This is a genomic window from Winogradskyella sp. (assembly GCF_025210595.1).
Classification (GTDB): Bacteria; Bacteroidota; Bacteroidia; order Flavobacteriales; family Flavobacteriaceae; genus Winogradskyella.
Genome location: NZ_JAOARH010000117.1, coordinates 1 through 24135 on the forward strand (window position 1 = coordinate 1; position 24135 = coordinate 24135).

22 protein-coding genes and 1 tRNA gene are annotated in these 24135 nt (G+C 33.3%); 8 read left to right on the forward strand and 15 right to left on the reverse strand.

Annotated features, from left to right (window positions below; all coding sequences use genetic code 11):
* Window positions 1-458 precede the first annotated feature (458 nt).
* From N4A42_RS12000 to N4A42_RS12025, 6 genes are all read right to left on the reverse strand, one after another.
* Window positions 459-532, reverse strand: a tRNA-Asp gene (locus tag N4A42_RS12000).
* Between the two features lie 78 nt (window positions 533-610).
* The gene (locus N4A42_RS12005; RefSeq protein ID WP_294074310.1) at window positions 611-1537 is read right to left on the reverse strand and encodes a DUF58 domain-containing protein; all 927 of its coding nucleotides are present in this window, start codon (window positions 1535-1537) and stop codon (window positions 611-613) included.
* A 68-nt stretch (window positions 1538-1605) separates the two neighbouring features.
* Window positions 1606-1923, reverse strand: coding sequence for a thioredoxin (gene trxA / locus N4A42_RS12010; protein ID WP_294074312.1), 318 nt, complete (start codon window positions 1921-1923; stop codon window positions 1606-1608).
* Window positions 1924-2033: 110 nt separating this feature from the next.
* On the reverse strand, window positions 2034-3185 hold the full coding sequence (locus N4A42_RS12015; RefSeq protein ID WP_294074314.1) for a serine hydrolase: 1152 nt from the start codon (window positions 3183-3185) through the stop codon (window positions 2034-2036).
* A gap of 39 nt (window positions 3186-3224) precedes the next feature.
* Window positions 3225-7610 carry a DNA polymerase III subunit alpha gene (gene dnaE, locus N4A42_RS12020; protein ID WP_294074316.1) on the reverse strand — a complete coding sequence of 1462 codons (4386 nt, stop codon included), beginning with the start codon at window positions 7608-7610 and terminating at the stop codon, window positions 3225-3227.
* A 243-nt stretch (window positions 7611-7853) separates the two neighbouring features.
* Window positions 7854-9071 (reverse strand): DUF6252 family protein, encoded by a 1218-nt coding sequence (locus N4A42_RS12025; protein WP_294074318.1) that lies wholly within the window; start codon window positions 9069-9071, stop codon window positions 7854-7856.
* A gap of 214 nt (window positions 9072-9285) precedes the next feature.
* On the opposite strand from N4A42_RS12025, the gene N4A42_RS12030 reads away from it, so the two are divergent.
* The 5 genes from N4A42_RS12030 to N4A42_RS12050 all read left to right on the forward strand — a co-directional run bounded on the left by N4A42_RS12030 (window position 9286) and on the right by N4A42_RS12050 (window position 13451).
* A complete protein-coding gene (locus N4A42_RS12030) occupies window positions 9286-9786 on the forward strand; it encodes a 30S ribosomal protein S16 (RefSeq protein ID WP_294074320.1) in 501 nt (166 codons plus the stop codon).
* A 149-nt stretch (window positions 9787-9935) separates the two neighbouring features.
* The gene (gene rimM / locus N4A42_RS12035) at window positions 9936-10466 is read left to right on the forward strand and encodes a ribosome maturation factor RimM (protein WP_294074323.1); all 531 of its coding nucleotides are present in this window, start codon (window positions 9936-9938) and stop codon (window positions 10464-10466) included.
* Between the two features lie 24 nt (window positions 10467-10490).
* Entirely contained in the window at window positions 10491-11204 is a 714-nt protein-coding gene (locus tag N4A42_RS12040; protein ID WP_294074325.1) for a methyltransferase, read from the forward strand.
* Window positions 11205-11302: 98 nt separating this feature from the next.
* Window positions 11303-12481, forward strand: coding sequence for an acyl-CoA dehydrogenase family protein (locus N4A42_RS12045; protein WP_294074327.1), 1179 nt, complete (start codon window positions 11303-11305; stop codon window positions 12479-12481).
* A 70-nt stretch (window positions 12482-12551) separates the two neighbouring features.
* Window positions 12552-13451: a metallophosphoesterase gene (locus N4A42_RS12050; protein ID WP_294074329.1), complete on the forward strand. Its 900-nt coding sequence runs from the start codon at window positions 12552-12554 to the stop codon at window positions 13449-13451.
* A 146-nt stretch (window positions 13452-13597) separates the two neighbouring features.
* Here N4A42_RS12050 and N4A42_RS12055 read toward each other — a convergent pair whose 3' ends face one another.
* The 7 genes from N4A42_RS12055 to trmB all read right to left on the reverse strand — a co-directional run bounded on the left by N4A42_RS12055 (window position 13598) and on the right by trmB (window position 18326).
* The gene (locus N4A42_RS12055) at window positions 13598-13933 is read right to left on the reverse strand and encodes a 2Fe-2S iron-sulfur cluster-binding protein (RefSeq protein WP_294074331.1); all 336 of its coding nucleotides are present in this window, start codon (window positions 13931-13933) and stop codon (window positions 13598-13600) included.
* Entirely contained in the window at window positions 13933-14988 is a 1056-nt protein-coding gene (locus N4A42_RS12060; RefSeq protein ID WP_294074333.1) for an NAD(P)/FAD-dependent oxidoreductase, read from the reverse strand. The genes N4A42_RS12055 and N4A42_RS12060 overlap by 1 nt, the downstream gene beginning before the upstream one ends.
* 67 nt (window positions 14989-15055) lie before the next feature.
* Window positions 15056-15295: a NifU family protein gene (locus tag N4A42_RS12065; protein ID WP_294074335.1), complete on the reverse strand. Its 240-nt coding sequence runs from the start codon at window positions 15293-15295 to the stop codon at window positions 15056-15058.
* Between the two features lie 12 nt (window positions 15296-15307).
* Window positions 15308-16435, reverse strand: coding sequence for an Mrp/NBP35 family ATP-binding protein (locus N4A42_RS12070; RefSeq protein ID WP_294074337.1), 1128 nt, complete (start codon window positions 16433-16435; stop codon window positions 15308-15310).
* A gap of 255 nt (window positions 16436-16690) precedes the next feature.
* Entirely contained in the window at window positions 16691-17020 is a 330-nt protein-coding gene (locus N4A42_RS12075) for an MGMT family protein (protein ID WP_294074339.1), read from the reverse strand.
* A complete protein-coding gene (locus N4A42_RS12080) occupies window positions 17020-17649 on the reverse strand; it encodes a LysE family transporter (protein ID WP_294074341.1) in 630 nt (209 codons plus the stop codon). Before N4A42_RS12080 ends, N4A42_RS12075 begins: the two co-directional genes overlap by 1 nt.
* Window positions 17650-17651: 2 nt before the next feature.
* The gene (gene trmB / locus N4A42_RS12085; protein WP_294074343.1) at window positions 17652-18326 is read right to left on the reverse strand and encodes a tRNA (guanosine(46)-N7)-methyltransferase TrmB; all 675 of its coding nucleotides are present in this window, start codon (window positions 18324-18326) and stop codon (window positions 17652-17654) included.
* A 272-nt stretch (window positions 18327-18598) separates the two neighbouring features.
* On the opposite strand from trmB, the gene N4A42_RS12090 reads away from it, so the two are divergent.
* Complete coding sequence (locus N4A42_RS12090; protein ID WP_367172512.1) at window positions 18599-19474, forward strand: glycosyltransferase; 876 nt, start codon at window positions 18599-18601, stop codon at window positions 19472-19474.
* Here N4A42_RS12090 and N4A42_RS12095 read toward each other — a convergent pair.
* Both N4A42_RS12095 and N4A42_RS12100 read right to left on the reverse strand, forming a co-directional pair.
* Window positions 19457-20500 (reverse strand): ATP-binding protein, encoded by a 1044-nt coding sequence (locus tag N4A42_RS12095; RefSeq protein WP_294074345.1) that lies wholly within the window; start codon window positions 20498-20500, stop codon window positions 19457-19459. The genes N4A42_RS12090 and N4A42_RS12095 overlap by 18 nt on opposite strands.
* Window positions 20501-21184, reverse strand: coding sequence for a response regulator transcription factor (locus tag N4A42_RS12100; protein ID WP_294074347.1), 684 nt, complete (start codon window positions 21182-21184; stop codon window positions 20501-20503). It lies immediately after the preceding gene.
* A 230-nt stretch (window positions 21185-21414) separates the two neighbouring features.
* Between N4A42_RS12100 and N4A42_RS12105 the strand changes: the two genes are divergently transcribed.
* On the forward strand, window positions 21415-23082 hold the full coding sequence (locus N4A42_RS12105; RefSeq protein ID WP_294074349.1) for a T9SS type A sorting domain-containing protein: 1668 nt from the start codon (window positions 21415-21417) through the stop codon (window positions 23080-23082).
* 72 nt (window positions 23083-23154) lie between these two features.
* Complete coding sequence (locus N4A42_RS12110) at window positions 23155-24135, forward strand: acyl transferase (protein WP_294074351.1); 981 nt, start codon at window positions 23155-23157, stop codon at window positions 24133-24135.

Sequence of the window (24135 nt, forward strand, 5' to 3'; positions counted from 1 at the left end):
CAAAGTAATTTTTAGGGTTTTCATAAGTATCAATTTAGGGTTAAATAATATAGTCAATACAATATTGTAACGATTAACGCTACGTTGAGGGAAGGGAATGGATTATTAACTACCTTAGGTTTTATCCTAAAATTGTACTAAAATAAAACGAGGGACGTTTTTAGTAAGACATTTTATGTCTAAATAGCTAAATGAATTAAAATTTTCCTTGATAAGTGATTTGAGGGCTTATGAAGGACTTCAAAGATACCATCATTAAACTTTTAAAAAAGAATTTTATCGACAAAACGTATGATTTTATCGATAAAAAGCGAAATTATATTTAAAAGCAGTCCAAAAACAAAAAAGCATCCCAATTTTCACATAGTGAATAAAGGAAAGCTCTTCATTGGAAAGTCCTATTAGACTTACACTACGTTACTTCTATTTGAAGTAACAACACAACTTCTTAAAAGAAGCGGTCTGGACGGGACTCGAACCCGCGACCCCCTGCGTGACAGGCAGATATTCTAACCAACTGAACTACCAGACCGTTGCTTAATTGCGAGGGCAAATATACACTGCATTTTTAATTTCGCAAACAAAAAATTAAAAAAATATTAATTTTATTTTAAATAAATTTTTGACGCTCTAACATATAAGTAGTTAAGACTTGATTAAACCCTCTATTAATATCAGCTTCTACATACTTAATTCTGTATTGACCGCATTTTATTCTTATAGCATTAAAATATTCTTTTACTGCTTTTTCATAGTTTTCTTTAATATTTTCTGGATACAAATTGATATAATCACCAGTCTCAACATCTATAAATCGTTTTGGTCTATTATCGAAATCAAAAATCAATTCTTTAGACTTATCAAAGACATGAAATAACACAACCTCATGCTTATTATGCTTAAGGTGACGCAGAGCTTCAAATAGCTTTTCATCGTCTTCTGAAGTTTGAAACATATCTGTAAACACAAATATTAAAGAACGTCTATGCATTTTCTCTGCTATTTGATGTAAATATCTATATGTTTCTGTCGTTTTTTGCTGTTTGGAAATAACAGCATCACTAAGTTTATTCAATAACATTTGATGATGCCGTTCACTACCCTTTTCTGGCGCATAAAAATCATAAGCATCACTGTAAATACTTAAACCTACTGCATCTCGTTGCTTTTTTAATATATGCATCAATGAGGCACATGCTAAAACAGAAAAAGCCGATTTATTAAGATGATCTATTGTTATGCCAGTAGATTCTGGATAATGCATAGAAGTACTATTATCTAAAATAAGATGACACCTAAGATTTGTTTCTTCATCGTAGCGCTTGGTATATAACCGATCTGTTTTGGCATATAGTTTCCAATCAATATGTTTTGTACTCTCGCCTTGATTGTAGATCTTATGCTCTGCAAATTCAGCAGAAAACCCATGAAAAGGGCTTTTATGCATACCAGCAATAAAACCTTCAACTACTTGTTTTGCTAACAACTCAAGGTTTTTAAAACCACCTGCTTTATTAAGTTCTAATTGTAAATCCATAAGTTATCTAAACTAAAAAAGGTTTGCCTTAATGACAAACCTTTTTTGATTTCTTTTAGAGTTACTTATTATAAAAGCGCATCTATTGCTTCGGCATAAGCATTCTTAGGCGCAACTCCTACTTGACGCCCTACAACTTCACCATTTTGAAAAACTAATACTGTAGGTATGTTTCTTACTCCATACTTAGCTGCAAATTCTTGGTTTGCATCTACATCTACTTTTCCAACTACAGCTTTTCCTTCGTATTCTTCACTAATTTCATCAATAATTGGCCCTACCATACGACATGGTCCACACCATGCTGCCCAAAAATCTACCATTACTGGCTTATCACTCTTTAAAACTGTTTCTTCGAAGTTTGCATCTGTTATTTCTAATGCCATAATATTTATTGTTTTGTATTCTACTTTAATTACACAAAATTAGTCAAAAAAAATGCCAAACCTTACATTGTCAGTATTTGATTTAATAATGCTGTCATTGGCTAGTTTTATTATAATTCTAATAACGCTTTAATTAATGCTTGATTTAAGTCTAAACGCAATATGCGTTTATCTCTATTTAATACAAAAATAGCAATACTTGTATCTAATTTAGGAAAATAATTTACTGTTGTCCCCCAAAATCCGCCATGACCAAACCCTTGAATCCCATTAATTGTCTTTGGAGAAATCCCTAAACAATAAGCTCCATCCATTGGTTCTATAGGATTTGCTTTTGTATAAATTAAATCTAAGGTTTTATCATTATCAAAAATCTTATTATTAAATAAACTCTGGCAAAAAACCGCTAAATCCTTAGTAGAGGAAGCCAACCCTCCTCCACCATACAAATCAAAAGAATGGTCCACATTATAGCTATCCATACCTTCAGATTTCCAATACTGATGCGCTAATGGCAGTGCATTTTTCGGATATTCTTCTAATGTTGAAAACCATGTTGTCTGCATACCAAGCTTATCATAATTTATCAATTCTCTTATTGAAGTATAAAATGGTTGACCTGTATAACTTTCTATAATTTCTGTGAGCAGCAAATAGTTGACATCTGCATATGAAAACATCTCTCCAGGCTGCCCTAAAGGCTCACCTAGTTTCATTGCTAATTGTATTTGTTCATCGCGTGTATATCTATGTTTTGGATTATCTTTTACCATTTGCATATACTCATCTGTAGTTGCATAGTCATGAATACCACTTGTATGATTTAATAGCTGTACAACTTTAATTTGAGATGTATGATAACCATCAGACATAAGCAAATCGTTAGTTTCTTTAGAAATTAAATTTTCAATAGTTTGATTTAAATCTAATTTACCAAGTTCTACTAATCTTAAAATTGCAACACTTACATAAGTTTTTGTATTACTCGCAATTAAAGCTGGCTGATTAACATGAAGCTTAGAATTATTTTTATCCGAAAAACCCGCTACTCCACTCCACGAAATTTCTTTCTTAGGCGATTCTATATGCACCATTAAGCCAATAGCGTTTTTATTTTCAGAATAAATAGAATCTAAAACGGATTGAAAAACCAGAGTTTCATCTTCTACTGTGTTGGCATTAGTATTTGAATCTTTACAGCTTGAAAAAGCTACAATAAGAAATAAAATTATGATTCGATTTTTAATAATAGATGTTTTCAACTTTTTTATATTTAAGATTCCTGCACAGACAGGAAGGTGTTAATTCAACTTATACATCACATCCAATCCTTTTAACTCACGCAACAATTCTTGTGATATTTTAACTTTTTGTATTCTACATGGCATGCTCAATTTTAACTTATCTTCATTATCATACACTACAAAATTAAGCGTATGATTACCTTGATGCAACTGAAACACATTTTGCAATTGTGAAACTGTGTCTTTACCTAAATCATTTATATTTAACTGAATGGATAACTTTTTCGCATAAGTATCCATAACATCGTGTAGCAATTGAAAATTATTAAACTGTATTCTTGGGTCGCCTTTTTTACCTGTATCTCTATTTACCCAACCTTCACGAACAAACACCTGTACATGTACAAAACTATTATGAACCAAAAAGTGCCTAAACTTTAGATAATCTTCACCAAATATTCTAAACTCGTAACTATCTGTATAATCTTCTATTGTAAAAGCAGCCCAACCTTTCCCTTGTTTACTCACGCGATGCTGAACATCAGTAACTACACCGCCAAATTTTATATTTTGATTAACCATAGGCTCTAAGTTTTCAAAATCACCTATAACTCCATTACAAAAGTTTTTCATTTCTATTTTAAAATCATCTAAAGGATGGCCAGAAATGTAAATCCCAACCACTTCTTTTTCGCGCGATAGCTTTTCCATAGTTCCCCAATCCTCACATGGTGGAACCTGAGGTTCGGCTATTTCTACACCACTCGCCTCACCAAACAAACTTACTTGAGCTGAGTTTTCATTTTCTTGATGTTTGGCTCCATATTTCATAGCCTTTTCTAGGAAGGTAACACCATCACCATCATTATGAAAATATTGTGCACGATGTGTATCATCAAAACAATCAAAACCACCAGCATTTGCTAAACCTTCAAACGATTTTTTGTTTGCCGCGCGTAAATCTACACGCTTTGCCATATCGAAAATAGATTTATAATTCCCATCTTTCTTTCTATTCTCTACAATAGTCTTTACTGCACCATGGCCAACGCCTTTTATAGCTCCCATACCAAAGCGAACAGCACCTTCACTATTTACCGAAAACTTATAATAACTCTCATTAACATCAGGACCTAAAACTGGCAAGCGCATACGCTTACATTCTTCCATAAAGAAGGTAATAGTCTTAATATCGTTCATATTATTAGAAAGTACAGCTGCCATATATTCTGCTGGATAATGCGCTTTTAAATAGGCTGTTTGATAAGCAATCCAAGCATAACAGGTTGAATGCGATTTATTAAATGCATAACTCGCAAACGCCTCCCAATCTTTCCAAATCTTTTCAAGCTTTTTCTCGTCCATACCTTTTGCTGCAGCTTGAGATATAAACTTAGGTTTCATTTTATCGAGTACCGCTTTTTGCTTTTTACCCATTGCCTTACGCAATACATCAGCTTCACCTTTGGTAAAATCGGCAAGTTTTTGAGAGAGCAACATCACTTGCTCTTGATATACTGTAATACCATAAGTTTCTTTAAGATACTCTTCTAATTCTGGCAAATCGTATTCTATGTCTTCATTACCATGCTTTCGACGAATAAAACTCGGAATATATTCTAGTGGACCAGGTCTGTAGAGTGCATTCATTGCAATTAAATCGGCAAAAACCGTTGGTTTTAAATCACGCATGTGTTTTTGCATTCCGGGCGATTCGTATTGAAACACACCAACCGTTTCACCACGTTGAAAGAGTGCATAAGTTTCTTCATCATCTAATGGAAAATTCTCAGGATCTAACTCAACACCATGTCTTGCTTTTACAATTTTTACAGTGTCTTTAATTAGAGTTAAGGTCTTTAACCCGAGAAAGTCCATTTTTAGTAATCCAGCACTTTCTACTACAGAGTTATCAAATTGTGTAACGTATAAGTCTGAATCTTTCGCTTTAGATACTGGTACAAAATTGGTAATATCGTCTGGTGTGATAATTACACCACAAGCATGAATACCTGTATTACGCACCGATCCTTCAAGTATTCTAGCTTGGTTGACTGTTTCGGATTCAAGATCGCTACCATCTGCAATATTGAGTAGCTCATTAACAAGCTCAAGTTCTTCAGAACGAAATTTTTCTGCTAATTCTTTTTCACTCTTACCAAAAATCTTTCCTAATTTAGACATATTAGGAATTAGCTTAGCAATACGATCAGCATCATGTAATGGCAAATCTAGCACACGTGCTGTATCTCTAATGGACGACTTTGCAGCCATTGTCCCATAGGTAATAATTTGAGCTACTTGATTGGCTCCATATTTATCAATTACATAATCCATAACGCGTCCACGACCTTCATCATCAAAATCGATATCAATATCTGGCATACTTACACGATCTGGATTAAGAAAACGCTCAAAAAGTAAATCGTACTTTATTGGATCTATATTAGTAATCCAAAGGCAATAAGCCACAACCGAACCAGCAGCAGATCCACGACCTGGCCCAACAGATACATCCATTTTTCGGGCTTCGCGAATAAAGTCTTCAACAATTAAGAAATAACCTGGATATCCTGTATTTTGAATAACATCGAGCTCAAAATCGAGACGTTCTTCAATAGCTGGTGTAATGTCTCCATAACGCTTTTTAGCACCTTCGTAAGTAAGATGTCTTAAGTAAGCATTTTCACCTCGTTTACCTCCATCGTGCTCATCATCCTCGTGTTTAAATTCATCAGGAATATCAAAAGCAGGAAGCAATACATCTCTAGCTAGTTCAAAAGGCTCTATTTTATCAATAACCTCTTGTATGTTAACAATAGCCTCTGGAACATCTCTAAACAAAGCCTTCATTTCTTCTGAAGACTTAAAATAATATTCCTGATTAGGCAAACCATAACGATAACCTCGTCCACGACCTATTGGTGTTGCTTGTTTTTCTCCGTCTTTTACACACAATAAAATATCGTGTGCATTAGCGTTTTCTTGATCTACATAATAGGTGTTATTGGTTGCTACTAATTTAACATCATGCTTTTTTGCAAATTGAATCAAAACCTGATTGACACGATTTTCATCTTCCTGATTATGACGCATCAATTCAATATATAAGTCGTCTGCAAAGGTATCTTTCCACCAAATCAACGCTTCTTCTGCCTGATTTTCTCCAATATTCAGCACTTTACTTGGTACTTCACCATATAGATTTCCTGTGAGACAAATTAAATCTTCTTTATACTGTTCTATAAGTTGCTTATCTATACGTGGCACATAATAAAACCCATCTGTAAATGCAGCTGAAGAAAGTTTTGCTAAGTTGTGATAGCCGTTTTTATTTTTTGCTAATAGTACTATTTGATAACCATTATCTTTTCTGGTTTTATCTGCATGATTTTCACAAACAAAAAACTCACAACCTATAATTGGAGTAATAAGCTTACCTTTCTTTTCTTCACCAGTTTCTTCAGCTTGTGCATGTTGAGCTTTTACAGATTTATTATGATTAGACACAGCGCTTACAAAGTGAAATGCACCCATCATATTACCATGATCTGTTAAAGCTACGGCTGGCATATTTTCTTTTGCCGCAGCTACAACCAGATCTTTAATACTAATAGTAGATTGTAAAATTGAAAACTGCGAATGATTATGCAAGTGCACAAAATTTGCATCAGCTAATTTAGAAACAGCTTCTTTATTGGTTTCGATAGAAACTGCTTGCGATTGCTCTTTTTGGAGTCGTTCATTAATCTTTGCACTTTCGCGTTTTAGATTAATATGTTTTAATCCTATGAGCTGAATGGGTTGAGGATTAGCTTCTGAAAATTGTTCAAAATATTCTGGCTGAACATCTAACTCTTCTTTAGTGTACTCTTTTCGTCGTATCAACTCTAAAAAACAACGTGTAGTTGCCTCAACATCTGCTGTTGCATTATGTGCTTCTGCAAATGGTTGATTAAACAAAAATTGGTGTAACTCAGTTAAGGTTGGTAATTTAAATTTACCACCTCGTCCTCCAGATATTTTACACAAACTTGCTGTATGCTCTGTACAGGTATCTAAAACAGGTAGCTCTTGAAGTGAATTTGCAACATCTTCGCGCACAAACTCGGCACCCATAATATTTAAATCGAACTTTACATTTTGCCCAACAACATACTTAGTTTTAGATAATGCATTATTGAATTTTTCTAAAACCTCAGATAATGGCACACCTTGCTCTTCCGCCAACTCTGTAGAAATACCATGAATCTTTTCGGCATCATACGGAATATTAAAACCATCTGGTTGAATTAAATAATCTTGATGCTCTATACAATTACCCATTGCATCGTGCAACTGCCAAGCAATTTGTATAGCTCTTGGCCAATTATCTGTATCTGTAATTGGCGCATCCCAACGCTTTGGTAATCCTGTAGTTTCGGTATCGAATATTAAATACATTCTCTTATTATTCGTGGTTTGTTGTTTAGTTTTTATCGTTTTTCACTAAGACGCTTATGTGTGCAAAGGGAAAGAAGTGCTGAAATACCAAAACAAGTTGGCATAGGCAAATTCAGCATTACAAGACAAATGACTCATAAAATTACATAGAATCTCATCTTTTTTAAAATGAAGTTATAAACAGTTGTAAACAAAAAATCCTGGCGATTAGGCCAGGATTAGTTCTTCTATTTTTAACGCTTATTATGCTTGCAAATAATCTGGCACTCCATCTCCATCAGTATCATCATTGGTTGGGTCACCATCCATATTAGCATCTTCGTTTGCTGTTGGTATACCATCACCATCATCATCGGTGTCGAGATAATCTGCATCACCATCACCATCGGTATCCATTGGATTACCATCTGCATCTAATTGTAACTCTACAGAAGTTGGCACTCCATCTCCATCGTCATCAGCATCATTAATATTTGACGTCCCATCCATATCTGTATCATCATCAAACACACCATCACCATTAAAATCTTCAAAAACATTTGGCACTCCATCACCATCATCATCTGCACAATCTAAATTATCTATTACGGTTTGTATAGATCCATCTTCATCGCCACAATAATCAATTTGCTCTTGTAAATATGTTAAATACTGAGCACATTTATCATTAAAACTACCTATAGTTGCAGAATTGTATTGTAATTGAGCTTCGTTCCTGTTAGCTATAGCTTGCTCACATGTAAACATGCAATCTCCAAGCTCATCTATTGTATCTTGCAAAGCACCTTCTACATCACCACAATAATTACGTTGCTCATTCAGCGCATTAATATAAGTGCTACATGCAGCTTCAAAAGCACTGCTATCTATAAAACCATCAGCATTAGGTTCGCTAGCTGTATTGTAAGCCGCCAAGGCCGCATCAGATTCTATTTCTTTATCTGTACAAGTTATAGGGTTTGCTGGTATTGACCCAGAAACTAAAGGTACTCTAAAAAATATACCATTAGCGTAACCTACTGAGTTAAGACCTGAAGCATCAAAAGCTAAAAATCGAAATTTTCCAGTAAAAGCTCCACTAGTAAGATCTATTTCTTCAATAACAATTTCCCCTAATTCTGGGTATACCGAAACACTTGAGTCTGGTCTATTATTAGTAGAGTATACTGTACCAAAACCATCAACATATTCTGCTTCAATAGTTTCAATAGCATTTTCACCACCATCACCTGGTATGTATGTACCTAGGCTTACAGAAGGCACTTTTAATGTTACAGTTTCAATATTATTAGTACCTGAAATGGTTAAAAACCCATTAGCATCGATACTCGCTGAGAACGCGCTAGCTCGCCAAAGCAAATTTGCTCTGTCGCCTTGAAAGGCAGGAGAATTAAATTCAACTTCGTCTCCACAGCTAAATGCTGTTAAAAAAATGAGAGATAAGACTATTAATTTTTTCATTATTTAAGTAGAAATTAACTTTTGCTTCAAATATAACGAAACAAGAGTTCCAAAAGTATAATATTTTTTTATACTTCACTTAACTTAATTTATACTTTTGTTTAAAGTGATAATCTTTTAGTTAAAAAGACCAAACGTATTGAGATTTAAAAAAATATACTATCTTTGCGCCCTCATTAATAACAGAGGTCGAGAACCTCATTAATTAATTATTATGCCTGTAAAAATTAGATTACAAAGACACGGTAAAAAAGGAAAACCTTTTTACTGGATCGTAGCAGCGGATTCTCGCGCTAAAAGAGATGGTAAATACTTAGAAAAGCTAGGTGCTTACAATCCAAACACAAATCCTGCAACTATAGACCTTGATGTAGACGGAGCTGTAAAATGGTTAGAAAATGGTGCTCAACCAACAGATACTGCCAGAGCTATTTTGTCTTACAAAGGAGTGTTACTTAAAAAACACCTTTCTGGTGGTGTAAAAAAAGGAGCTTTAACTGAAGAGCAAGCAGAAGCTAAATTCAACGCTTGGTTAGAAGAAAAAGCTGCTAAAATTCAAGCAAAAGCTGACGGTTTATCTAAAGCCGATGCTGATGCTAAAGCAAAAGCACTAGAAGCAGAAAAAGCTGTAAACGAAGCTCGTATTGCTGCTAATGCACCAGTAGTTGAAGAAGAAGTTGCTGAAGAAACAACTGCTTCTAACGAAGAAGAATAAAAAATATTTGTTTTTATACTTTTAACCCAGACCTTTGTGTCTGGGTTTTTTATTTCATAAAACTACTTTAAAGTTTTTTTTGAAATAATTCCTCTAAAAATGGGAACCCATTAACTTTAAATAGATCTCTGCTTTTGCAGGAAGTGAATATGAAAAAAGAAGACTGTTTTTACTTAGGAAAAATTGTTAAAAAATATAGCTTCAAAGGTGAACTCTTAGCAAAACTAGATACCGATGAACCAGAACTGTATGAAAATATAGTTGCTGTTTTTATGGATTTACGAGGTAATCTTGTTCCTTTTTTTGTTGAAACTTCTCAATTACATAAATCTGATTTGTTGCGTTTAAAATTTGAAGACGTAGACAATGAAACAGATGCTGAAGCTTTAATAAAGACTGAATTATACTTACCCTTAGAATTACTCCCTAAATTAGAAGGTAATAAATTTTACTATCACGAAGTCATTGGTTTTAGGGTTATAGACAACAACTTTGGCGAGGTAGGAATCATAAAAGCTATAAACGACTCTACAGCACAAGCCCTCTTTGAAATAGACAGAAATGGAATAGAAATTTTAATTCCTATGAATGATGAATTTATCACAAAAGTAGACAGAGGGAATAAAACAATTGAAGTTAATACTCCAGAAGGACTTATAGATCTTTATTTGGAAGATTAATGTCATTCCTACAAAGACAAAACAATGAGCAAGCCATTTAAATTCAAACAATTTACAGTAAATCAAGATCGTTGTGCCATGAAAATCGGTACAGATTCTGTTTTATTAGGCGCATGGACATCTATAGAACACCAACCCTTTAATATTTTAGACATAGGTTCAGGCACAGGTGTTTTGTCATTAATGTTAGCACAACGCAGCAATGCAGAACAAATAGAAGCTATAGAAATTGATGACGATGCTTTTGAACAATGTGCTGAAAATTTTGAAAATTCACCTTGGAATGACAGGTTGTTTTGCTTCCATGCTTCACTATTAGAATATATTGAAGCTGTTGAAGAAAAATTTGACCTTATTATTTGTAACCCACCTTTTTATTCAGAAGACTATAAAACCAATGATAACTCTAGGAATTTAGCACGATTTAGCGATGCTATGCCAATGGAACATATTGTTTTTGCCGTCATTAATTTTTTATCTGAAAACGGTAAATTTTCAATTGTTTTACCTCATAAAGAAGAACAAGTTTTTATTGAAGAAGCCAGCCTTATTAATCTTTATCCTAACCGAATTCTTCATGTAAAAGGAAATCCTAATTCAGAAATTAAACGTAGTCTTATTGAGTTTTCTTTTCAAAAAACAACAACACAAACCTCTGAATTAATTATTGAAACACAACGCCATCATTACACCCAAGATTACATCAATCTCACTAAAGATTTTTACCTTAAAATGTAACACTTAAATTGGCTAATGCAAACGATTTCGTTACTTTTGAACTCTAGTAGGTTACAACCTATTTTATAGTTATTTTAAAAATTTAAACATATATTATAATGAAGCCAGATTTATTCGAAGCTCCAGATTATTACAACTTAGACGATTTACTTACCGATGAGCACAAATTGGTACGTGATGCCGCAAGAGAATGGGTAAAACGTGATGTTTCTCCTATTATAGAAGACTATGCTCAAAAAGCAGAATTCCCAACTCAAATCATTGATGGTTTAGCAGAAATTGGCGCTTTTGGACCTTACATTCCTGAAGAATACGGAGGTGCAGGATTAGATCAAATTTCTTATGGTTTAATTATGCAAGAAATTGAGCGTGGAGATTCTGGTGTACGTAGTACAGCTTCTGTACAATCGTCTTTAGTTATGTATCCTATTTGGAAATATGGTAACGAAGAACAACGTAATAAATATTTGCCAAAATTAGCTTCTGGTGAGTGGATGGGTTGTTTTGGTTTAACAGAACCCGATCATGGTTCTAATCCTGGTGGTATGACGACCAATTTTAAAGATATGGGAGACCACTATCTTTTAAATGGTGCAAAAATGTGGATATCTAATGCCCCTTTTGCTCAGGTAGCCGTTGTATGGGCTAAAAATGAAGAAGGTCGTATTCACGGACTAATCGTAGAACGTGGTATGGAAGGTTTCTCAACTCCAGAAACACACAACAAATGGTCTCTTAGAGCTTCAGCTACTGGTGAGCTTATTTTTGATAATGTAAAAGTGCCAAAAGAAAACCTTTTACCTAATAAATCTGGACTAGGTGGCCCACTTGGATGCTTAGATTCTGCACGTTATGGTATTGCTTGGGGAGCTATTGGTGCTGCTATGGATTGCTATGATACTGCCTTAAGATATAGTAAAGAACGTACGCAATTTGGCAAACCAATTGGTCAATTCCAATTACAACAAAAGAAATTGGCTGAAATGATTACCGAAATCACTAAAGCACAAATGCTAACATGGAGACTTGGTGTATTACGTAACGAAGGGAGAGCTACTTCTGCTCAAATCTCAATGGCAAAGCGTAACAATGTAGATATGGCAATAAATATTGCACGCGAAGCTAGACAAATGTTAGGTGGTATGGGTATTACTGGAGAATACAGTATTATGCGTCATTCTATGAATTTAGAAAGTGTAATTACATACGAAGGTACTCACGATATTCATTTATTAATCACAGGACTTGATGTTACTGGTTTAAATGCGTTTAAATAAAATTAAACTTTAAATGATCTAATAAAAAATGCTTCTCATAAGAGAAGCATTTTTTATTTACATTTACTCTATGATTTCAACCAAAAAAAGATTAGATAATGCTTATAACAATGCACATCGCATAAGCTTTGACAACTCTTCTAAGCTAATTTTCTTCAGTGATTGTCATCGTGGCGATAATAGTTTTGCAGATGATTTTGCCAATAACAGAAACATCTATTTTCATGCTTTAAAACATTACTATTCTGAAGGTTTTAGTTACTTTGAACTTGGAGATGGTGATGAGTTATGGGAAAACTTATCTTTTGAATCTATATTGAATGCTCATAAAAATGTCTACCTACTTATGAAACAATTTCATGAGAAAGGGAGACTGCATATGATTTGGGGAAATCATGATATGGTTTATCGAAACCCTAAATATGTAGAAAAGCATTTATCTACTTATTTTGACCCTAAAATTGAAGAAAACGTAGAATTATTCTGTGACATTAAATATCACGAAGGTATTGTTTTACAACATTCTGAAACTGATCAGGAATTATTTCTGTGCCATGGACACCAAGCTGACTGGTGGAACTATCTGTTTTGGAAATGGAGTCGTTTTATGGTTCGTGTTTTATGGAAACCCTTAAATGTTATGGGAATTGCAGACCCAACAAGTCCTGCAAAAAACTACAAAGAACTTATTAAGGTTGAACGTAGAACCAAGAAATGGATTGTAGAAAACAACAATCTAATTACTATTACTGGTCATACACATAGGCCACGTTTTCCTGAATCTGGTGACATTGCTTTTTTTAATGATGGTAGTTGTGTTCACCCAAGAAGCATAACAGGTCTTGAAATTGAAAATGGAAAAATATCATTAATAAAATGGCAAATTGCTACTACAGATGATGGTATATTAAAAATAGTTAGAATTTTACTTGAAGGTCCAACTCCTTTGACTGATTATAAGACCTCATAATATTTCTGAGTAAGCAAAAGATTTGTAACCTATAACTGTATATTTAAAAAGACCTCACAGGTTTTAAAAACCTGTGAGGTCACGATATTTAAACGCATTAATCATTGTAATTCTCGAAGAGATCCCTGCCTTCGCAGGAATTTGAATTAAGACTCTGGCGCTAATTCCACCTCTAAGCCTTCCAACTCTGGAGTAATGGGTATTTGACAACCTAAGCGCGAGTTATCTTGTACATAAAAAGCCTCAGATAACATAGCTTCTTCATCATCTTGCATTTCTGGTAATTGAGTGTCACTAATCACATAACATTGACAAGAAGCACACATTGCCATACCTCCACAAACACCAATGGTTCCTTCTGGTGCAAGCTCGTAAGAACGTACTACCTCCATTAGGTTCATAGCCATATCAGTAGGCGCTTCAATTGTATGCGAAACACCTTCCCTATCAACAATAGTTATTTTGACATCTTGAGTATTCACTATTCAATTGCTTTAACAACAGCCTTAGGTGCTTCTTTACGTGTACCATCAAAACCATCTACACCAGCTACTGTGGTATATTTTAATACATATTTTTTATTTGGATTGATTATTTTGTAAGCTGCTTGACACATTAAAGTAGCTTCATGAAAACCACATAAAATCAATTTTAACTTTCCAGGATAATAATTACCATCGCCAATAGCAAAAATTCCAGGAATATTAGTTTGGTAATCTAAAGCATTATTAACCTTAACAGCATTTTTTTCAATCTCGAGTCCCCAATTTGCTATAGGACCAAGTTTTGGAGATAACCCAAACAAAGGAATAAAATGATCCGTTGAAATTTTAAAAGGCTCTTCATCTTTTTTTGTTACTTCTATAGCTTCAACCTTACCATCACCAAAAATATTAGTGACCTCTGCTGGAGTAATTAAATTAATCTTTCCTAAATTCTTAAGCTCTTGAACCTTTTCTACAGAATCTAAATGTCCTCTAAACTCATTACGTCTATGAATAAGAGTGACACTAGAAGCTACATCTGAGAGAAAAATAGACCAATCTAATGCAGAATCTCCACCACCTGCAATAACGATATCTTTATTACGATACATTTCAGGCTCTTTTATCATGTATTCTACACCTTTGTTTTCGTAATCAGCGAGATTAGCTAATAATGGTTTTCTAGGCTCAAAACTTCCTAAACCACTAGCGATAGCCACAACAGGTGCCTTATGCTTTGTTCCTTTATTTGTAGTAACTATAAATGAACCATCTTCTTGCTTTTCAACAAAATCAGCACGTTCACCCAAGGTAAAACCTGGCTCAAATTGTTTGCATTGCTCCATCAATTTATCTGTTAAATCTCCAGCTAAAATTTCTGGATAAGCAGGTATATCGTATATAGGCTTTTTTGGATAAAGTTCTGAACATTGTCCGCCTGGTTGCGGTAAAGCGTCAATTAAATGACATTTTAACTTTAAAAGACCTGCTTCAAAAACTGTAAATAGTCCTGTTGGACCAGCACCTATAATAATTATATCTGTTGTAATCATAAATTAAGTAATTGGTAGCAAAATTACTAATGCATTTCTAAGTGAAATGTGATAAATGTCACATAAATTACTCTACATTAATAACTCGTTCTATTTGTGGAGCGTATTTTTTAATCGTCATTTCTACCCCAGACTTTAAAGTCATCTGATTTACACTACATGATGTACAAGCGCCAGTTAATTGCACCTTAACCAATTTATCATCATCTATAGACAACAAATTAATATCTCCTCCATCACTTTGCAAAAATGGACGAATTTCTTCAAGTGCTTTTTCTACATTTAGTTTAAGTTCTTCTGAGCTCATTTGTGTTTTATTTTAAGCAGAGCAACCTGCCATTGTTGTAATCTTAATTGCCTCTGTTGCTGGTAGGTTTTTATTTCTACTTACAACTTGCTGAACAACATCTTTTGTTAATTCTTCAAAAGCTTTTTCTGTTTGTGTTTCTGTTTGAAGCGCTGCAGGTCTTCCAACATCTCCTGCTTCTCTAATACTTTGCACCAAAGGTATTTCACCTAAGAAAGGAACATCTAAATCTTCAGCTAAATGTTTTGCCCCTTCTTGTCCAAAAATATAGTATTTATTTTCTGGCAATTCTGCTGGTGTAAAATAAGCCATATTCTCTACAATACCTAATACAGGAACATTAATACTCTCTTGTTGAAACATAGCCACTCCTTTTTTAGCATCTGCTAAAGCTACATTTTGAGGTGTACTAACCACAACAGAACCTGTTATTGGCATAGCTTGCATAATACTTAAATGAATATCGCCTGTTCCTGGTGGCAAATCAAGCAAAAGAAAATCTAACTCTCCCCAAGCAGCATCAAAAATCATTTGATTTAATGCTTTTGCTGCCATTGGTCCTCTCCAAATAACTGCTTGATCTGGTTTTGTAAAAAAGCCTATAGACAACACTTTAACACCATAATTTTCGACAGGCTTCATTTTAGACTTACCATCAATGTTAACAGATAATGGTCGCTCATTAGCTACATCAAACATTATTGGAATAGATGGGCCATATATATCTGCATCTAAAACACCAACTTTAAAACCCATTTTTGCTAAAGTTACTGCCATATTAGCTGTAACAGTTGACTTCCCAACTCCGCCTTTACCAGAGGCTACAGCAACTATATTTTGAATTCCTGGAATTGGCTTCCCTTTTATTTCGTTTGTATTGGGTTTTGCAGGAGCTTCTACTTTTACATTCACTTTAATTTTTGCCTTTTCATACACCAATTTATGAATGGTTTGTAGAATCTCTACTTCGGTTTTTTTCTTTGCCTGAAGACTTGGGTTTTTAATTGTAATATCTACAATAACCTCATCTGCAAAAGTTACAACATTAGTTACCGCACCACTATCTACCATATTTTCTCCTTCACCTGGAGCTGTAATGGTTTTAAGTGCATTTAATATATCTTGTTTATTTAACTTCATAATTTTAAATTAGAAAACGCTTTAGAATTAAAATAGATTTTTACGCTATTTCTAAAGGCATTTTTGAGTTGATTAAAGCAATTTAAAAACACTTTAATCTGATATAATATTTATCTGAATTAATCTAAATGCAAAGATAATCAATAAAGACAGAAGATAGAAGTACCAAGACAGAAGTTATTTATGGCATCATTAATGAAATCAATCTATAAGTTATAAGCAATAATTCCTAATTAAAACAAGACAAAAACTACACTATAATTCCTTAGCAGGATCCCAAAACACAGCTGCAAAATTCTGAATCTGGTTTTCTACGACTTCAACCCCTTCATTTTCTAGTAATTGCTGCATTAGATTAGTACCATCAAAATGATGCTTACCTGTTAAGAGTCCCTTTCTGTTAACCACACGATGCGCTGGCACATCTTTATCTCCAGAATTATTCATAGCATAACCAACAATACGCGCACTTTTTGCTGCACCTAAATATTTTGCTATTGCTCCATAACTCGTAACTTTACCATAAGGAATTAGCCTAGCTACTTCATATACTTTTTCAAAAAAACCAAGCGTTTCAGGTTTCATTAGAGTTCTCTTAGAATATTAATAAAAGTAATTAAAGCTACAATACCTGTAATGATCCCTATACTGTAATTCATACTTTTTTGAGAGGTGAAGTTTCTGTCTTTAATCTTATCGAAAAAGAAAATATAGAAGTACAACATTACAAAAGTTCCCATTGCAGCACCTGTAACATACGTTATTATGGTTGTTCTTTCAAAATCCATCCATCCAAATGATGCCAAAGTAATGGTCATATAAGCTTGGTAAGGAATAGGAAAAACATTAAGAGCAGACAAAAACATACCGTGAAAAAAACGGCTGCGCTTACTTCTAACATCTGTCTCAACTTTTTTTTCTTCTTGATTTTTGGCAATGACCAAAAAATAAATGGTAATAAGTACAAAAATTATAAAAGCTACGCGCTGTAGTATCTCAACAATATCTGATCTGTTAGATAAATATCTAGCAAAAATTGCTGCAACATAAGTTTGAATAAAAACTATTAAACACACGCCAGAAGAGAAGGTAATGCCACGACCTGGACCTTCCTTTAAACTTATCTTTGCTGCTGTCATATTTAACAAACCTGGCGGAATAACACCAATAAGCGCTGCAAAAAGCCCTAAAAAGAAAACAACTGTAATATTCAATTTTAGCTGATTTTGAATCTAATATACGTAATTGCTTTGTCTTTTTCTAAATACTGACGCTCATAAAACGTTTGTATTTGCGTTACTTCTTCTGGACTTCCTTCTAATTTATAAACGTTATGATTGGCATACAATACTTCACAACCTAAACCATGAAGCAAGCCAAGTGTATAACCGTGCATAAATTCACTATCTGTTTTTAAGTGCATTAATCCGTTTGGTTTTAAAACTTTTTTATAACGTTCTAAAAATTGAAGGTTAGTTAATCTATGTTTCGTTCTCTTATATTTTATCTGTGGATCTGGGAAAGTTATCCATATTTCATCTACTTCGTTCTCCTCAAAAACATATTCTATAAGTTCTATTTGTGTTCTAATAAATGCCGCATTACCTATACTTTCTTCAACAGCGGTTTTAGCACCACGCCAAAACCTTGCTCCTTTTATATCTACACCTACAAAGTTCTTATTAGGATAACGCTTTGCCAAGCCCACAGTATATTCCCCTTTACCGCAACCCAACTCTAATACTAATGGGTTTTCATTTTTAAACACTTCTTTGCGCCATTTACCTTTTAATTTATATGCACCATCAATTAATTCTTCTCTCGATGGCTGAAACACATTATCAAAAGTTTCATTTTCTTTAAATCGTTTGAGTTTATTTTTACTTCCCACGTTTTTATACTTATTAATAATTTGGTAAAATTAAGGAAACATTTTAGGTTTATATTTGCTTTGATCTGATTTTTAAAATAAAAACACTGAAACAAACTCTACCTAAAAAACGAATCTTAGTTGCTCCATTAAATTGGGGATTAGGACACGCAACACGATGTATTCCTATAATAAATGCATTAATCTCTAGTAATTTTGAACCCGTTATTGCCAGTGATGGTGAGGCATTAAGTTTATTAAAAAAAGAGTTTCCCAAACTACAAGCTTTAGAATTGCCTTCATACAACATTACATATTCAAAGAAAGCCAATAGTTTCAAATTTAAATTAATTAAAGACTCGCCTAGCTTACTCAAAACCATTAAAAGAGAAAAAAAAGTCACAGAAAGCCTAGTAAGGACTGAGAATATTTCAGGCATTATTTCCGATAATAGATTTGGCGTAAGAGACAGACATATTCCTTCTGTATTTATTACGCATCAATTGCGCGTATTAAGTGGCAATACGACATGGTTAAGCTCTAAATTACATCAAAAAATCATTTCTAAATTTGATGAATGTTGGGTACCAGACCACATCGGAATAAAAAATTTGAGTGGTGATTTAGGCCATATCAAAACTTATCAATCTTCTGTAAAATATTTAGGTCCTTTAAGTCGGTTTAACAAACAGAAAAAAGACAAAAAATATGACCTCCTAGTTGTTTTATCTGGACCTGAACCTCAACGTACTTATCTTGAAATAAAACTTCTAAAAGAATTAGAATCTTATAATGGTAATGCTTGTTTTGTAAAAGGTGTCATTGAAAAAGAACAATATAAAGCTGAAACAAATACTATTACATCATATAATTTTATGACTAGTGAGGAATTAGAAAACGCACTAAATGAAAGTGATCTTGTTATAAGTAGATCTGGCTATACTTCTATAATGGATTATGCTAAGCTCGAAAAAAAAGCTTTTTTAATTCCAACTCCAGGGCAATTTGAACAAGAATATTTAGCAAAGAGATTTGAAAAAGAACAAATAGCACCTACTTGCAAGCAAAAAGACTTTAAAATTGAAATGTTAAACAATATTGAAAACTACACTGGATTTAAGTATCTACAATACGACTTAAATTACAAAAATCTATTTCGTCTTTTCTAGAGTAAAAGAAAATTCGCTACCAACTCCCAATTCACTTTCAACATATATTCTTTCTTCGTGTGCTTCTATAATGTGTTTAACGATAGACAATCCTAAACCAGAACCACCTTCTTTTCGAGACCCAGTCTTACTTACTCTGTAAAAACGCTCAAACAATCTAGGCACATTCTCTTTTTGTATACCTTCGCCATTATCTGTCACTCTAATAATGGCTTTATTTTTAATAAGATTTTCTATACTAACTTCAGTAGTTCCTTTTTCCCTACCGTATTTAATAGAATTTACAATTAGGTTTGTTAATACTTGCTGAATTCTTTCTTCATCGGCATATACCATTATAGGATTAGGATACTCAATATCAAATGTTAGTGTAATTTGTTTTTTTGCTGCTTTCATTTCAAAAAGTTCAAAAACATTTTGCACCAACTTTACTATATCAAAACTTTCTTTGTTTAGACTCAGATCACCAACTTCTAATTTGGTAATCATATCTAAATCTTTAATAATGTATGTTAATCGCTCTACTCCTTTACTCGCTCGGTAAAGATATTTATCTCTAATTTTTTCATCTTCAATACCACCATCTAAAAGCGTATCTATATAACCTTGAACAGTAAATAAAGGCGTTTTAAGCTCGTGAGAAACATTACCAATAAATTCTTTACGATATTCTTCCCTAACCTTTAAAGTTTCTATCTCTAACTTTTTATCTCTTGCATACTTATCTATTTCCTTTGTTAGAGTTCCCATATCTGTTGTTATGGGCTGTTGTCTTAAACTTGTAGACTCTAAAAGGGTTAGATCATCATATATTTTTTTTACTCTTCTGTAGATAAAATGCTCAACTCTATACTGTATAATTAAAAAACATAATGAAAAGCATATAATAGGAAAGAATACTACTTGCCAATTAAATGAATGGTAGTAATATAAAAAAACACTCACAAGGAGTGTTGCAAAAAACGTTACATATAAAGATGTTCTAAGAGCAAATTTATATGATTTTTTTAGTCTTATTCTATACATTTAGTCAACAAACTTGTAACCAACACCTTTCACAGTTTTAAAGGATTTATCACCTATTTTTTCGCGAAGCTTTCTAATATGAACATCAATGGTTCTTCCGCCTACAACAACTTCATTTCCCCAGACTTTATCTAAGATCTCTTCTCGTTTAAACACTTTACCAGGCTTGGTTGCTAACAAATATAATAATTCAAACTCTTTTCTAGGTAATAGAATTTCTTCACCTTTTTTAGTGATTTTGTACTCTTCTCTATTGATTATTAGATCTCCTATTTTTAATAATTCACTAGAATTATCTGTTTCTTTTAGTCGTCTTAATAATGCTTTAACCTTACTAACAAGCACTTTAGGCTTAATTGGCTTTGTGATATAATCATCAGCACCAGCATCAAAACCAGCTACCTGAGAATAATCTTCGCCTCGTGCTGTTAAGAAGGTAATAATAGTATTATTGAGTTTAGAGTCCTGACGAATACGCTCACAAGCTTCAACACCATCCATCTTAGGCATCATAACGTCTAATATAATTAGGTGTGGTTTGTGCTTTTTAGCTTTTTCAATTGCTTCAACACCATTTTCACCAGTTATAACCTGATATCCTTCTGAAGATAAATTATAACCTACTATTTCTAAGATATCTGGTTCGTCATCTACCAATAATATCTTAATATCTTTTTTTTTCACTGTTAAGATAATTTTAAGCTAGCGTAAAGATAAAATATATCTTTTGATGTAAGCATGTAATTAAAATTGATAACAATTATCTAACATTAAAACCACAAACTATTGAAAATGAAAAAACTCACACAAGCAATATGTTAACTTATTGTAAAAAAGGATGTTGTTAATAAAAAGCTCTGTAAATACTCACTTATTGTTAGTATATTTACAGCCTAATTTTTTTTAAACCGATTATGAAAAAACTTTACTTTTTATTTATTGCTTTAATGCTAGGAGCATCTTCTTTTGCTCAGACAACTGTCTTTATCAATGAGCTACACTACGACAATGCAGGTGGCGATGTAGATGAAGGTATAGAAATTGCTGGACCTGCTGGTACAGATTTAACAGGATGGACCATTGAGAAATATAACGGATCTAATGGATCTTCTTACGGTACTGAAAACTTATCAGGTACTATTCCAGATCAAGATAATGGCTATGGTACATTAGGTTTTATTTTTGCAGCAAATACTTTTCAAAATGGAGCACCAGACGCCATTGCTTTAGTAGATGACATGGGTGCTGTTGTTCAGTTTATAAGCTACGAAGGCTCTTTAACCGCTTCTGGAGGTCCTGCTGATGGTATGACATCTATTGATATTGGAGTTTCTGAAACTAGTGGCACTCCTATAGGCGAATCTTTACAATTAACAGGAACAGGAGACGTGTACGAAGAATTTACTTGGAGTGGTCCTACAACCGAATCATCTGGCATGGTAAATACTGGTCAGTCGTTCTCAACTGTAAATACTGCTAGCTTAACTATAACGTCACCTTCTGATATGGCTTCTTTCGCACCAGGAACAATGTCTGTAGATGTTGCTTATACTGTTGTAAATGCGCCAGGAACTGCAACTATTAATGTAACTGTTAATGGCGGAACTCCTGTAACCACTACAGACAATCCATATAATGTTACAACAATGGATGGACAATCTTACACAGTATTAATTGAACTCGTTGATGGTGGCGTATTAGATTCTGACCAAATAACTTTTAATGTAGAATCTGTAACACAAGTTGCTAATATCGCAGCATTAAGAGCAGGAACTCAAGGTGAATTTTACGAATTAACTGGTGAAGCTTTATTAACATACCAACAATCTTTCAGAAACCAAAAGTTTATTGAAGATGCAACTGGTGCAATTTTAATTGATGACACAGCTGGAAATATTACAACTTCTTACACTATAGGTGATGGTATTACTGGTATCGTTGGTGAACTAGATGAATTTGGCGGTATGATACAATTTAGACCATCAGAAGATTCAGGTGCAGCTACTTCGACTGGAAACACATTAACACCTCAAGCTGTTTCTTTATCAGATTTAACTAATAACCCTGAAGATTATGAATCAGAACTTGTACAAGTAACAGGAGTTACTATGGATAACACTACAGCTAACTTTAGTGGTGGTTCTGTTCACAGCATGGATCAAGGCGGCGATATGTTTGATTTTAGATCTACGTTCTTTAGTGCAGACTATGCAGACCAAGGTGCTGCTGTACCAACTGTACCAACAGACATTACAGGTATTGTTAATGAAAGAAGTGGTAATGCTTATTATTTAACTGCTAGAGATGCAGCAGATTTTAGTGTTCCTGTATTATCTACAAATAACTTTGAATCGGCTTCATTCTCAATCTACCCTAACCCAACTAACACAGGCTTTGTAACAATTACTTCATCTAATAGCGATGTAATGAATGTACAGGTTTTTGATATTCTTGGTAAGCAGGTAAAAAATGAAACTTTAATCAATAATACCTTAAATGTTTCTTCTTTAAACAAAGGAGTTTACATCTTAAAAATTACTCAAAACAATACTTCTACTACTAAAAAATTAGTTGTTAGATAATCATTGTTTTAATTTATACCTAAAGCGTAGCTACTTTTAGCTACGCTTTTTTATTTTCTATATTTTTACAACATGATATCTAAAGACGCTATTTTTAACATAACATCGGATGCTGAATTTAATGCACTTGCATTAGATATTTTTAGATTTCAATTTAAACACAACTCAGTATATCGCTCATTTTGTGATTTGCTTTATAAACATCCTGTTGATGTAAAATATATAGAAGACATTCCATTTTTACCAATACAGTTTTTTAAAAGTCATAACATCTTATCTAGCAAAACTGCTATTAAAAAAGTTTTTACCAGTTCTGGCACTACAGGAAGTACAACAAGCAAACATTTAATTACCAATTTAGATATTTACGAAGAAAGCTACTTTAAAGGCTTTCATCATTTTTATGATAACATAGAAAACTACGTTATTTTAGCTTTATTACCTTCTTATCTTGAACGAGATGGTTCTTCGCTTATATACATGGTGAACGATTTAATACAAAAATCTAATCGTACTGAAAGCGGTTTTTATCTCAACAATTTAGAAGATCTTTCTAAAACATTACATCAACTAGAAACCAAAGGACAAAAAACAATACTAATTGGTGTGTCTTTTGCACTACTAGATTTAGTTGAACAGTTTTCCTTTAACTTAAAACACACCATAATTATGGAAACTGGTGGTATGAAGGGCAAAAGAAAAGAAATTATTAGACAAGAATTACACAAAAGACTCAAAATTGGTTTTGGAGTAAATGAAATACATAGCGAGTATGGTATGACTGAACTTTTGAGCCAAGCTTACTCAATGGGAAATGGTATTTTTGAATGTCCACCTTGGATGAAAGTTTTAACACGAGATACTGAAGATGCCTTGTCTATACAACCATCAAATAAAACAGGAGGCATCAATATTATTGATTTAGCTAATATAAATTCTTGTGCTTTTATTGCCACTCAAGATTTAGGCAAAACCCTTGAAAATCAAAAATTTGAAATCATCGGAAGATTTGACAACTCAGATATTCGTGGATGTAATTTAATGGCATTGTAA

Bases quoted from the DNA above. Each gene is read 5' to 3' on its own strand.
- N4A42_RS12005 (WP_294074310.1), bottom strand. From the start codon at position 1,537: ATGGATTTACAATTAGAACTTAATAAAGCAGGTGGTTTTAAAAACCTT.
- trxA (WP_294074312.1), bottom strand. From the start codon at position 1,923: ATGGCATTAGAAATAACAGATGCAAACTTCGAAGAAACAGTTTTAAAG.
- dnaE (WP_294074316.1), bottom strand. From the start codon at position 7,610: ATGTATTTAATATTCGATACCGAAACTACAGGATTACCAAAGCGTTGG.
- N4A42_RS12025 (WP_294074318.1), bottom strand. From the start codon at position 9,071: ATGAAAAAATTAATAGTCTTATCTCTCATTTTTTTAACAGCATTTAGC.
- N4A42_RS12030 (WP_294074320.1), top strand. From the start codon at position 9,286: ATGCCTGTAAAAATTAGATTACAAAGACACGGTAAAAAAGGAAAACCT.
- rimM (WP_294074323.1), top strand. From the start codon at position 9,936: ATGAAAAAAGAAGACTGTTTTTACTTAGGAAAAATTGTTAAAAAATAT.
- N4A42_RS12040 (WP_294074325.1), top strand. From the start codon at position 10,491: ATGAGCAAGCCATTTAAATTCAAACAATTTACAGTAAATCAAGATCGT.
- N4A42_RS12045 (WP_294074327.1), top strand. From the start codon at position 11,303: ATGAAGCCAGATTTATTCGAAGCTCCAGATTATTACAACTTAGACGAT.
- N4A42_RS12050 (WP_294074329.1), top strand. From the start codon at position 12,552: ATGATTTCAACCAAAAAAAGATTAGATAATGCTTATAACAATGCACAT.
- N4A42_RS12060 (WP_294074333.1), bottom strand. From the start codon at position 14,988: ATGATTACAACAGATATAATTATTATAGGTGCTGGTCCAACAGGACTA.
- N4A42_RS12065 (WP_294074335.1), bottom strand. From the start codon at position 15,295: ATGAGCTCAGAAGAACTTAAACTAAATGTAGAAAAAGCACTTGAAGAA.
- N4A42_RS12070 (WP_294074337.1), bottom strand. From the start codon at position 16,435: ATGAAGTTAAATAAACAAGATATATTAAATGCACTTAAAACCATTACA.
- N4A42_RS12075 (WP_294074339.1), bottom strand. From the start codon at position 17,020: ATGAAACCTGAAACGCTTGGTTTTTTTGAAAAAGTATATGAAGTAGCT.
- N4A42_RS12095 (WP_294074345.1), bottom strand. From the start codon at position 20,500: ATGTATAGAATAAGACTAAAAAAATCATATAAATTTGCTCTTAGAACA.
- N4A42_RS12105 (WP_294074349.1), top strand. From the start codon at position 21,415: ATGAAAAAACTTTACTTTTTATTTATTGCTTTAATGCTAGGAGCATCT.
- N4A42_RS12110 (WP_294074351.1), top strand. From the start codon at position 23,155: ATGATATCTAAAGACGCTATTTTTAACATAACATCGGATGCTGAATTT.